The organism is Runella sp. (genome assembly GCF_027484545.1).
Taxonomy (GTDB): Bacteria; Bacteroidota; Bacteroidia; order Cytophagales; family Spirosomataceae; genus Runella.
Map to the genome: position 1 here is coordinate 1 of NZ_JAIXST010000158.1, position 12,583 is coordinate 12,583.

11 protein-coding genes are annotated in these 12,583 nt (G+C 42.5%); 7 read left to right on the forward strand and 4 right to left on the reverse strand.

Annotated features, from left to right (window positions below; genetic code table 11):
* The first annotated feature begins 305 nt into the window (after positions 1-305).
* Entirely contained in the window at positions 306-983 is a 678-nt protein-coding gene (locus tag Q0081_RS14745; RefSeq protein WP_298354756.1) for a superoxide dismutase, read from the forward strand.
* 52 nt (positions 984-1,035) lie between these two features.
* On the opposite strand, the gene Q0081_RS14750 is transcribed toward Q0081_RS14745, so the two are convergent.
* Both Q0081_RS14750 and Q0081_RS14755 read right to left on the reverse strand, forming a co-directional pair.
* On the reverse strand, positions 1,036-1,851 hold the full coding sequence (locus tag Q0081_RS14750; RefSeq protein WP_298354758.1) for a lipoprotein signal peptidase: 816 nt from the start codon (positions 1,849-1,851) through the stop codon (positions 1,036-1,038).
* An 84-nt stretch (positions 1,852-1,935) separates the two neighbouring features.
* On the reverse strand, positions 1,936-3,144 hold the full coding sequence (locus Q0081_RS14755) for a proline dehydrogenase family protein (protein WP_298354760.1): 1,209 nt from the start codon (positions 3,142-3,144) through the stop codon (positions 1,936-1,938).
* A gap of 153 nt (positions 3,145-3,297) precedes the next feature.
* Between Q0081_RS14755 and Q0081_RS14760 the strand changes: the two genes are divergently transcribed.
* The 4 genes from Q0081_RS14760 to argH all read left to right on the forward strand — a co-directional run bounded on the left by Q0081_RS14760 (position 3,298) and on the right by argH (position 9,158).
* Entirely contained in the window at positions 3,298-4,395 is a 1,098-nt protein-coding gene (locus tag Q0081_RS14760; protein WP_298354762.1) for a chorismate mutase, read from the forward strand.
* A gap of 202 nt (positions 4,396-4,597) precedes the next feature.
* Complete coding sequence (locus tag Q0081_RS14765) at positions 4,598-7,000, forward strand: M1 family metallopeptidase (RefSeq protein WP_298354764.1); 2,403 nt, start codon at positions 4,598-4,600, stop codon at positions 6,998-7,000.
* A 93-nt stretch (positions 7,001-7,093) separates the two neighbouring features.
* On the forward strand, positions 7,094-7,678 hold the full coding sequence (locus Q0081_RS14770) for a hypothetical protein (RefSeq protein ID WP_298354765.1): 585 nt from the start codon (positions 7,094-7,096) through the stop codon (positions 7,676-7,678).
* A 145-nt stretch (positions 7,679-7,823) separates the two neighbouring features.
* The gene (gene argH / locus Q0081_RS14775; RefSeq protein ID WP_298354847.1) at positions 7,824-9,158 is read left to right on the forward strand and encodes an argininosuccinate lyase; all 1,335 of its coding nucleotides are present in this window, start codon (positions 7,824-7,826) and stop codon (positions 9,156-9,158) included.
* An 87-nt stretch (positions 9,159-9,245) separates the two neighbouring features.
* Here the strand turns inward: argH and Q0081_RS14780 are convergent, their stop codons facing one another.
* Entirely contained in the window at positions 9,246-10,160 is a 915-nt protein-coding gene (locus Q0081_RS14780) for a hypothetical protein (protein WP_298354767.1), read from the reverse strand.
* A gap of 11 nt (positions 10,161-10,171) precedes the next feature.
* On the reverse strand, positions 10,172-10,636 hold the full coding sequence (locus Q0081_RS14785) for a regulatory protein RecX (protein WP_298354769.1): 465 nt from the start codon (positions 10,634-10,636) through the stop codon (positions 10,172-10,174).
* A gap of 97 nt (positions 10,637-10,733) precedes the next feature.
* Between Q0081_RS14785 and Q0081_RS14790 the strand changes: the two genes are divergently transcribed.
* Both Q0081_RS14790 and Q0081_RS14795 read left to right on the forward strand, forming a co-directional pair.
* Positions 10,734-12,041: an MFS transporter gene (locus tag Q0081_RS14790; RefSeq protein WP_298354771.1), complete on the forward strand. Its 1,308-nt coding sequence runs from the start codon at positions 10,734-10,736 to the stop codon at positions 12,039-12,041.
* 102 nt (positions 12,042-12,143) lie between these two features.
* A complete protein-coding gene (locus Q0081_RS14795; protein WP_298354774.1) occupies positions 12,144-12,485 on the forward strand; it encodes a c-type cytochrome in 342 nt (113 codons plus the stop codon).
* Positions 12,486-12,583: the final 98 nt, after the last annotated feature.

Below are 12,583 nucleotides of genomic sequence, written 5' to 3' on the forward strand. Positions count from 1 at the left end.
AGAGAATGAACTTAATAACAGGCCAAGAAAAAGACATGATTTTCAAACACCAAATCAAATTTTTAATCAATTAACTAACCATCAAGAAGTTGCATTTGTAACTTGAATCCTGCTTATTTTTTTAAAATAATATCTTACTTTTGCCACACTTATTCCTAAACCCTTCCAAACTATTTACCCTAAAAACCTTCCCATCACTCGGGGAGGTTTTTTTATTTTAATCAAAAAATAACTTTGACTGCTTTTCTTGCGTTCTATTCTACGTAATATTGCACATCATTTAAATTCAACCATTTTTTACAACAATGAAAACTAAATTTCTGCGAAACGTTTTAGTAATGGCTTTGGCGGCAGGGTCGTTCCAAGCCATCGGCCAGTTTACTCAAGCGCCTCTTCCCTACGCTTTTGATGCGCTCGAACCCCATATCGATAAAGCCACCATGGAAATCCATTATGGACGCCACCATAAAGCTTATATCACCAACCTTAACGCGGCTTTGGCAGGTAAACCGGAAGAAAAAATGACGCCAGAAGCTTTGGTAAAAAGTATTACCAAAGAAACAGCTCCTGCGGTACGCAACAACGGTGGAGGTCACTGGAATCACACTTTTTTCTGGAGTATCATGGCTCCGGGCAAAGGCGGAATGCCATCAGGTGCTTTAGCGGCAGCTATCACCAAAGATTTTGGTTCTTTTGACGAATTCAAAACGAAATTCAAAGCCGCAGGTACGAGCCGTTTCGGCTCAGGTTGGGCGTGGTTAATCGTAAAAGACAAAAAATTGATGATTACCTCTACTCCCAATCAGGATAATCCGTTGATGCCGGTTGCAGATGTGCAGGGAGAGCCGATTTTAGCAGTAGACGTATGGGAACACGCTTATTATTTGAAATACCAAAACAAACGTCCTGATTATTTAGATGCTTTTTGGAATGTAGTAAATTGGGACAAAGTAGCTGAACTTTATACAGCAGCAGTAAAATAATCACATTTCATTGTACATAAAAAAGGAGGATGCGGTTAAGCATCCTCCTTTTTTATGTGTTCTTGTTATTTTCATCTTCTTTGGGTGGTACTTCCAACGTAGGTTCAGGCTCAATGATCACCTCATCAGGCTTCGCTTCTTCTTCATCAGCAGCCGTTTCTGCTTCTGTCTTTTCTCCTTCCTCAGTGCTGTTTTCTACAATTGGTTCACTCGTACTATCCGATTCAGAATCAATTTCAGCATCCGACTCCGGTTGAGTTTCAGTATGAGGCTCATCTAAACGGGGAAAAAATGTTCCCTGAAACATCAGGATGATACATACTCCAACAAAGATACAGGCATCTGCAAAGTTAAAAATAGGCGTTGTGTAGTATTGACCACCCCAAACCGGTACCCACTCAGGAACAAACCCTTCCCAGAAATCTATGAAAACCATGTCAATCACTTGCCCATGAAACCAAGGTGTCGGAGAGCCATAAGGTGCATTACCAATTAAAACCCCATAGAAAATACTGTCTATCAAATTGCCGATTGCACCTGCCAATATCATAGACATAGCCCAAAGCAAACCGCTTGAGGCACCTCGAACGGCCAAACGAACCATGTACCACGCAATAAAAACCATAGCTCCCAACCGAAAGGTGGTCAGGAATAATTTACCGTACTCGTGATCTATCTGCATCCCAAATGCCATTCCCGGATTAGTCACGTAGTAAAGTTTCAACCAATCACCAATGATACGAATCTGACCCGCAAAACCGGGAGACATGTAATGATTCACCAGTAATTTAGAAGCTTGATCTACCGCAATAAGCAGAAGGGCAAATAAAAAAAACTTGAAAGGATTCTTGGCGGTGTGACTCGTCATTCAGCTGTCTGTTAATCTTAAAGTAATTACTGTTTATTAAGTTTCTATTGACGACTCCGCGTCGGCTTTGTGATGCGGCTGCAATTAACGGATGACTTTCTGTTGATGACGACGCTCTACTTCGCGTTTGATGAGCAAAAACTCCCGGCTGCTTTGACCAGCAATGGATTTGTTTTCTTCTGCACGACGAAATAAATAAGGCATTACCGACTCCACAGGCCCATAAGGCACGTATTTAGCTACGTTATAGTCTGCATTAGCTAAGTTATAAGAGATATTATCGCTCATACCCAACAGTTGCGCAAACCATACATGAGGGTCATTGTGCGGAATATTCTTTTTGTTCATTAATTCGATACAGTATTGACAGCTGTATTCATTATGGGTTCCTAAACAAAAAGAAATAACATCGCGATTGTCAAGACAAAATTCAATGGCTTTATTGAAATCATGATCAGTGTCTTCTTTAGTAGCATGAATCGGATCCTGATATTCGCTTTCACATGCTCTCTGACGTTCTTTTTCGAAATAAGCTCCTCTCACTAATTTTGCACCCAGGCAATATCCTCCTAATTTAGCTTCACGAGTAGCCTGTTTAAGATTTTCAAGCATATCGTGACGATACATTTGAAATGTGTTATACACAATCGGCCCGCGAGTATTGTATTTCTTCATCGCTTTGTAAGCCAATTGATCTATTACGTTCTGAATCCAGCTTTCTTCGGCATCCACAAAAATCTTGACGCCCAACTCATACGCTTTTTGGCACAGGCTATCTACTCTCATCTGTATGCGCTCATAAGCCGCCTGTTCTTCTTTGGTAAGAATCTCTCCCGCCTGAATTTTTTCCATGAGCGGCGTCGACCCCACTCCCGTTACTTTAAAAACCGAAAAGGGTACCGCAGTGGTCTTATTTGCTTTTTCGATAGTACGCAAAATTTCCTCCGTGGTTTTATTAAAACTCCCTTCGTTGTCTTCCCCTTCCACCGAATAATCTAAAATAGTACCAACTCCCGATTTTACCAAATTTTGTATGGTTTTTTCGCACTCATTAATATCTTCACCACCACAAAATTGGCCAAACAAACTGGCTTTTATAAGTTTTTTGACAGGCAGTCGCAATAAAAGCGAGAGTTTTATAAAAAAAGTTCCTAATTTTACAAGCCAAACCTGGTTCATCATTGAAAATAACCAATAGGTTGTCTTGAGTTGAAAATTGGTCTTGGATGAAAACGCGACCGAAGTGTCTTCAAATGAAACACCCGTTTGGGGTGCGACAACACTTGTAGGCATAGTTGTAGTGTTTTGTTTATAATACAATTCGGACTACCGAAACAACGGGTTGCCGAGACATCGGACTGCCGAAGCGGATGCAAAATTACGAAGTTTTAATCGCTTTCAAATTGTTAATATTAAGATTGTTGTACTAATTAATTTTTTTTAGTTATGAGTGCCACCTTAGAGATTTTACCGATGAGCACGTGGATTGATACGGGAGGTAAGCCGCTCGTTATCGCAGGGCCGTGCAGTGCCGAAACCGAAGAGCAAGTACGGGAGACCGTTAGCCAAATCAAAGCCGAAGGATATGCCAACGTGATTCGTGCCGGTGTATGGAAACCTCGTACCCGCCCTGGTAGTTTTGAAGGGATGGGCGAAGCCGCATTGCCTTGGTTGGTTGAAGCTAAAAAAGAGACTGGCCTTCCTATTGCCGTAGAAGTAGCTACTCCTCAGCATATTGAGCTTGCACTCAAATATGGTATCGATATTTTATGGATTGGCGCCCGTACGACCGTTAATCCTTTCAACGTACAGGATTTAGCCGATGCGCTGCAAGGCGTTGATGTTCCTGTTCTCATTAAAAACCCCGTTAACCCTGATTTAGCCCTTTGGATTGGTGCATTTGAGCGTATCAACCGTGCCGGTATTAAGAAATTGGGCGCCATTCACCGCGGTTTTTCCAATGCGCAGGAAACCAAGTATCGCAACTCACCGATGTGGAACATTGCCATCGAACTCAAAACGATGTTCCCAGAACTGCCGATGATTGGCGATCCAAGCCACATGGCGGGTAAACGCGCCTATTTGTTTGAATTGGCGCAGCGTGCTTTAGATTTAAACTACGACGGTTTGATTATTGAATCTCACCGCGACCCAGACAAAGCATGGTCGGATGCATCTCAGCAGTTGACTCCTCACGCCTTGGGGGAAATGCTTCACGAATTACACGTTCGTAAGCCACAATATGGTACCGACTACCAAAACGATTTGGAAAACCTCCGTAGTAAATTAGATAACCTTGACCGTGAATTACTGGAAATTTTGGGTACACGGATGTCATTGGTTGAACAATTAGGCGAATACAAACGTGATAACAACGTGGCCGTTTTACAAATGGATCGTTGGAGACAACTTCGTAAAAATCGCGCAGACTTAGGAAAACAAATGAATTTGTATCCTGATTTTGTAGAAGAATTGTTTGAATTGATTCACATGGCTTCTATCCGTAAACAGACAGAAGTAATGAATAACATACCGACAGCATAGATTGCACTCTGTTTTCGCCGACAACATAAAGAAGCCTCTTTCGTCCTGAAAGGGGCTTCTTTATTGTTATCGGTATATCTCTGCGCTTTTTTAGTGCCAAAATTGACGGAATTCATCTCAAAATCCTGCCTTTAAGTAGCATTCCTACCTCGAAAAAGCGTTTTTTTTGTATTTTTGGATTAAACCAAATTACCACTTCCCAATGAAAAAATTATCCTTCATCATCACACTGTTAATTACCCATTGTGCCTTACTGACTTTGGCACAAGCCCCCACCCTTCCAAATTATCACGCAAATGACCGTTTTGAGCAATTAGGAACGGGGTTACCTACTCCCAATACCACACGTACAGCCTCCGGTGCTCCAGGTAAAGAGTATTGGCAACAACGAGCGGACTACGACATCAAGGTGGAATTGGATGAACCCAACAACAAAATCATTGGCTCAGAAACCATTACCTATTTCAACCAATCGCCTGATGCTTTGCCTTATGTGTGGATTCAATTAGACCAAAATCTTTTTGCCAAAAACTCTCCCGGACCAATATCTCGTACAGGTGACCTTGGTAATCAGACAAGTATGGCAAGTTTGTCAACCATTACCGATATGAATTATTCGAATTCTGATTATGGTTACAACATTCTTTCGGTGAAAGATACCAAAACAGGGAAACCACTTCGCTACACCATCAACCAAACCATGATGCGGATTGATTTACCACAGCCGATTCAGTCCAAACAGAGTTATTCGTTTTCGATGGAATGGAACTACCGAATTGTAGAGTTTTCAAAAGGGGGGCGCCGCACGGGTTTTGAAGCATTTAAAGACGGTAACAATGTCTACGAAATTGCGCAGTTTTATCCTCGTCTTTGCGTTTATGACGACGTAACTGGCTGGCAACACAAGCAATATTACAGCCAAGGAGAGTTTGCGCTGTCTTTTGGAAATTTCAAAATGGCCATTACGGTACCTGATGATCACGTATTAGGCGCTACCGGCGAACTCCAAAACGCTGCCCAAGTGCTTACTCCCACCCAATTGAAAAATTTTGAAAGAGCAAAAACATCTGATAAAGTAGTGGTCATTGCCTCACAGGAAGAGCGTGAAAAAGCAGAGAAAAGTAAACCAAGCGGAACGCCGCCCGCAGGCCAAAAGACGTGGATTTTCAAAGCAGACAATGTACGTGACGTCGCCTTTGCTACTTCCCGTAAATACATTTGGGACGGAAAGATGCAGGAAGTGGCAGGCAAAAAAGTGCTTTGCATGTCGTTCTATCCTAAAGAAGGAAATCCGCTTTGGGGCAAGTATTCGACCGAAGTAGTTGCGCATACCATCAAAACCTATTCAAAGTTTTCGGTAGATTATCCTTATCCTGTGGCGATTTCCTGTCACGGTCCGGTAGGTGGGATGGAATATCCCATGATTTGTTTCAATGGAGGCCGTCCAGAAGCGGATGGAACCTACTCGGAAGCCACTAAATACGGCATGATTGGGGTAATTACGCATGAAGTAGGCCACAACTTTTTTCCGATGATTGTCAACAACGACGAGCGTCAATGGATGTGGATGGACGAAGGGCTAAATACTTTTTTGCAGTATCTTACTGAAAAAGAATGGGATAGAGATTATCCATCGCGCCGCGGTGAGCCACAGGGTATAGTGGATTATATGAAACAGGACCAAAAAAATTTGGTACCTATCATGACAATGTCCGACAATCTCATCAATGCCGGTGCAAGTGCTTACGCCAAACCTGCTACCGCTTTGAATATTTTGCGCGAGACTGTCATGGGCCGCGAGCTTTTTGATTACGCGTTTAAAGAATATTCGCGTCGTTGGGCGTTTAAATCTCCTACTCCTGCTGACTTTTTCCGCACGATGGAAGATGCCTCGGGCGTGGATTTGGATTGGTTTTGGAAGGGATGGTTCTACGGAACGGAACCTGTTGATCAGGATTTAGTCGAAGTCGAATGGTTTGCATTAGACACTCAAAACCCTGAAATCACCAAAGCCGACGCGAAAAAAGAAGCCGACGCCAAACGAAATACCGTGGCCCGTCAGCGTGACAAAGATTACATCAAAGAATCGGTCGTAGACAAAAATCCCGATATGAAGGATTTCTACAACACGTATGATCCTTACAAAGTGACGGATGCAGACAAGAAAAAATACGAGACGTATTTGGCAAGTTTGAATCCTGATGAACGCAAATTGGTAGAATCAGGCTTGAATTTCTATACCTTGAAAGTGAAAAATAAAGGCGGATTACCGATGCCTGTCATTGTGAAGATGCAGTTTGAAGACGGCACCGATTCGGTAGCCCGATTCCCGGCGGAGATTTGGCGGTTGAATGACCAAAACGTTTCCAAAGTAATCACCAGCAAAAAGAAAGTGGTTCAGTGGACGCTCGACCCATTCCGTGAGATTGCTGATATTGACGAAGAAAGCAACAGTTTCCCTCGTCAACCCGCACAACCGACCAAATTCCAGTTATTCAAAACCCAAGGAGGAGGACGCAGAGGCGGCGGAGGTACCAATCCAATGCAAGAAGCTCAACAAAGTCAGCAACCGAAAGCGGGCCAACAGGGAGGAGCTAAAAATTAGTTTACAGTTGGCAGTTTACAGTTAAAAAAGGTTTAGGCAGTAAATTGCTGCTGCCCTTGCCTGTTACTGTAAACTGCCAACTATTAACCACTTATGGCTTCCAAAATTGCGTACCGCTTTTACCCGTCCTTGCTCAATACATATTCACGATTTTTACAGGGCAAACTCAGTGAGCAGGAATTGTTAGACCGTATCAACCGCGTACCGATTCCCCAAACTGAAGGTCAAAAACGCGGTGTTTCTTTTGAAGATGCCGTTCTTAAAGGTATTGGAGAAGAAGAATTTGATTTTCAATTACTAAAAACCGTTCGCCAACGACTTCCCAAACCTATAGTAAAAACACAAGCTTATTGTCAGTACCAAATCGGAGATGTATTGATTTATGGTTTTGTGGATGTGTTGGGCAAAAAGGAGGCCGTCGATCTCAAAACTACTTCTCATTATTCTCCCGATCGTTTTCTACAAGACCACCAAAATTTTTATCTCCCTGCTTTGTATAGCTACGGTATTCGTCAAATGCGCTACTTAATCACTGATTTTGAGCAAGTTTACGAAGAAATTTACCCTGCCGAAGTTGATTTTACGGGTCAGTTAGAAGAGGTTTATGACTTCAAAACCTTTCTTGATGAACACCGAGATTTCATTACGGATGCAAAAGTCTTCCCTAAAAAGCCGTAATTTGTCTTGCAAAAGGCCGCATTACCTTTTACTAAATTCATTTTAAATGAAAACTTTTTGGACATTCTGCATTGGAATGGCCTGCGCGGCTGCCATTTTTGCACAAAAAAATACTCCCAAAGACACTACTTCCCGAGCCGTTCCTATGAAACTCTGGCAAAAAGAAACGACATCTATTTCCGAAAAAATTGAAAGATTCACCGTCGGGCGCGACCGTGAAATGGATTTATACTTAGCTCCTTACGATGTATTGGGCAACATGGCTCATGCGATGATGCTTCAAAGCGTAGGACTGTTGACAAGTGACGAATTACGACTATTAAATGACGAATTACGAAGCATTTATCAAACTATTCAGGAAGGGAAATTTGAAATTGAAGACGGTGTAGAAGACGTTCATTCCCAAGTGGAACTGATGCTGACTCGCAAACTCGGCGATGTTGGGAAGAAAATTCACAGCGGTCGTTCACGCAACGACCAAGTATTGGTGGATATGAAACTCTTCACCCGCAGCCGTTTGGAAGAAGTGGCTTTGGCCTCCAAAAAACTCTTCGACTTGCTCATTAAGCGCTCCAATCAACACAAAAATGACCTGCTGCCGGGCTATACCCACTTACAAATTGCCATGCCCTCTTCATTTGGGCTGTGGTTTGGGGCTTATGCGGAAGCATTGGTAGATGATATGAGCATGATTCAAACGGCTTATAAGTTATCAAATAAAAACCCGTTAGGTTCGGGCGCCGGATATGGTTCCTCTTTCCCATTGAATCGGACTATGACAACCGAATTATTAGGCTTTGAGACGCTTCATTACAACGTGGTATATGCCCAAATGTCGCGCGGAAAAACGGAACAAACAGCCTTAACTGCCATAGCGGCACTTTCGGCGACTATCTCCCGAATGGCCATGGACGTCTGTTTGTACAATAGCCAAAACTTTGCTTTTGTTACCCTCCCCGATGACCTCACCACAGGAAGCAGCATTATGCCGCACAAGAAAAACCCCGACGTGGCCGAACTTCTTCGCGCCAAAACCAATCGTTTGAAAGCATTACCCACCGAAATTACAATGGTAATGAGCAACTTACCTTCTGGTTATCACCGCGATATGCAATTGTTGAAGGAATTGTTAATGCCTGCGTTTGAAGAAATATTGGATTGTTTAGACATTACGCATTTTATGCTTGAACACCTTCAGGTGAAGCAAAACTTATTAGCCGATGCCAAATATGATTTGCTGTTCAGCGTAGAACGCGTCAATGAATTAGTTGTCAAAGGCGTTCCTTTCCGTGATGCGTATCGCCAGGTAGGAAAAGAAATAAACGAAGGTACTTACCAAGCTTCCCGCGAGCTCAACCATACACACGAAGGCAGCATCGGTAACCTTTGCAATGACCAAATCAACGATTTAATGAATACCGAAATGGAGCGATTTAAGTTTGAGAAGGTTCATGCATCCGTTATGAAGCTGCTGAAGTAGAAAAACACTTTAAATGTGTTAACCACAGAGGCACGGAGTAACAGAGAAAAACTCCGTGCCTCCATTACTCTGTTTTTTACTATTTTTTCAAAAGCCCAATAATTTAAACAACATCTCAATCCCAATCCCGCTCGTCAGCATACGTTCTTTGCGATTGTTGGATAATTTTTGCGACCAATCCACTAATCCTCCATCGGCAATTTCGAATTCTTTTTGCCGAATGGTTATAAAGGTTTTGAATTGAATAATTTGATAATAAGGCTGCTCTACTTGTTCTGTATCAAACGTAACCTCCTTTATCTCAGACACAATAGTATCGCACAAAGGCGCGAAATTGGGGTTATCTTTCCGGGTCGATTTCAAAATAACCCTGACGGCTTCTACGGCGGTAAAGCTTTTTAAATAATCAGTTATAAAGCGGATGTGTTCTACCAAATGTTGCTTCTCAAACAACAAACTCCCTCTGTCTTTCCCGGCCGTGACCATGCAAAATATCTTAAAATGAGGTAGAAATGGCGGTTTCACATAAGGCGTTCGCAAGTGCCGGTGCACAGTGCAAAGACGAAGCACTTCTGCGTCAAAGTGAGTTAGTTTTCGACGAGTTGCAGCCTCCAGTGCCAACAAATTGGTAGCATCGGCCACGACTTCTGTGCTTCTCAATGCGGATAAAACTTTGTTTTGATTGACCGTTGCCACCGCAGCACAGGATCCCAACGGACTTACCGGCGACAATTCGAGCGCCGTGAATCCAAAAAACTGCGCTTTTTGTAAAAGGTCAAGTTCAAAAGTTAAAAATGATACAAAATCAACATCAGAAGGCTTTACAAACCGATTTGAAGCATAATTGCGCAATAAATCACTGGGAGAAATTTGCTGTGTTTTTTGGCTTAACACTTCCATCATCAATGAATTGAGGTCAGAAGAAGGCATGGATGTCAAAAGCGCAACCAAATCGGGTGTATTTGTCTCTTTTTGAATACGTCCTACAATTTTCTTACTCATGGTGTGTACCGTTATTCTTCCAAATCCATTGTTTTCAACAAATCCCAAACAATATCGCTCTCAAAACCCCTGCTGAGGGCAAATCGAACGATTTTTTGTTTGACTACCAATGACTCTCCTCGTAAACTTCGAGCTTTTTTTTCCAGCAAATCGCGCAGTAATTCCTCATAAGCATCGCCGTCTATTTCCATTAGCCCTTTCTGAATCAATTCATTAGACAGCCCCTTCAACTTCATTTCCTGTCTGATTTTAAGCCTTCCCCATTTTTTAACTCGAAATTTTCCTCTCGCAAAAGAACGGGCAAAGCGCTCTTCGTTAAGATAATTTTGGGCAATCAACTCCGCAACAACCGGTTCTGTGTCTTCGTCAGCGACTTCCCATTCACGTAATTTTTGACGTACTTCCTTCAAAGTACGTTCCTGATAAGCGCAGAATGAAGCTAACTTTATGAGTATTTGTTTTTGGCGTTCAGTCATTTATGAATTTGTTTCAGCAAAAATAAGGATAGATATTTTAGAACATACCTGTATATTGCGACAGTTTTCGCCAATCCCTTTTAACCTCCAAAAAGAAATGCCCTCCAACAACTTCCGCTGGCGGATAGTGCTATTGCTTTTTTTGGTCACCACCATCAATTACATTGACCGTAATGTGTTATCATTTGCGATGATTGACGATGCGTTCCGGAAAGAAATGCTCGGCTTTCCAATTGGTTATACACTTACCCAAACAGATTTAAACATCTTCAAAATTCAGTACGGTTGGGTGGATACAACCTTCAAAGTTGCCTATGCGCTGGGATTTATTATGATTGGTTGGCTTATAGACCGTTTGGGTACGAAACGAGGGCTTACGGTAGGCATTGGTGTATGGAGTTTGGCGGGGGTTGCCAATGCTTTTATAGGTTCTTTTCGAGGGTTAGCCGCCACTCGTTTTGCATTGGGCATCGGAGAAGCGGGTAATTTCCCCTCCAGTATTAAATCCATAGCCGAATGGTTTCCCAAAAAAGAGCGTGCTTTTGCCACCGGGCTATTTAATGCCGGCACCAATGTGGGAATCATCTTTACAGCAGCAGTAATCCCTTGGATGACAATTCATTATGGCTGGCGTATGTCGTTTATGACAACCGGGGTTTTGGGATTTGCAGTGCTTGTACTTTGGTGGATGACGTATCAACGCCCCGAAACTCACCCCAAAGTATCTCCTCAGGAATTGGCTTATATTCAACAGGACAACCAACAGGAAGAAATTGCGGGTCGGGTAACGTGGTGGCGACTGCTTCGCTATCGCCAAACATGGGCTTTGATTGTTGGTAAATTCATGGCCGATCCTATTTGGTGGTTTTACCTCACTTGGTTGCCTGATTTCTTCAATTCCAGTGAATCGCTTGAACAAACACTTGATTTACAAACTATTGGCCTTCCTTTTATGGTCATTTATATCATTTCAGACGGTGGAAGTATATTTTTTGGATGGTTGTCGTCGCAGTTTATGAAAATAGGATGGACGCTCAACCGTGCCCGAAAAACTACCATGCTGATTTGCGCACTTTGCGTGGTTCCGATTTTTTTTGCAGCTCAAACCCACAATATTTACATCGCAACGGTTCTGATTGCGATTGCCGCAGCGGCACATTTGGGATGGTCCGCCAACATATATACTTTTGCCTCTGACCTATTTCCTAAAAGTGCTGTTGCAATGGTAACGGGGATTGGCGGGTTTTCCGGAGCAGTGGGAGGAGCCATATTGGCCGCAATGGCCGGACCGATTCGAGTTCAGTTTGGTTATTTACCTCTATTTCTGATTGCAGGTTCTACCTATTTGATTGCACTTTTGATTATAAACCTGCTTGTGCCAAAAATGAAGCCCGTTGAGATGTAAAAAATAATCTTTCGTCTTTTTAACACAATTTCTTAGTCAAAACGTTATAGCTTTGCATTTAATAAGTTCCCTATTTCTCATTACAAAACATCCTACCAAGGCATGAAACGATTCACCAAAATGTTATTTGCAGCAGCCGCTTTCTGTGCTGTTTCCACTGTTGCCAGTGCGCAAGTTAAAATCCCTGCCGATATTGAAGCATTACTTACTAAAAATACCTGTTTGGCCTGCCACAGAGCAGATCAAAAATTAGTAGGGCCTGGATATAAAGAAGTAATGGCGAAAAAAAAATATAAGGCTGAGCAGATTGTAGAATTAATCTATGCCCCCAAGCCAGCTAACTGGCCAGGCTATCCTCCAATGGCAGCACTTGCAAGTGTTCCCAAAGAGGAAGCATTGAAGATTGCTCAGTGGATTGTTACATTAGCTCCAAAAAAGAAATAAACAGGTATTTATTCCCCCTCTTAGCATAGCCGACGTTCAGACGTCGGCTTTTTTTGTAAATTTCGGGGCTTTTTCGCAAATTTAGAAATCCAAAGCAG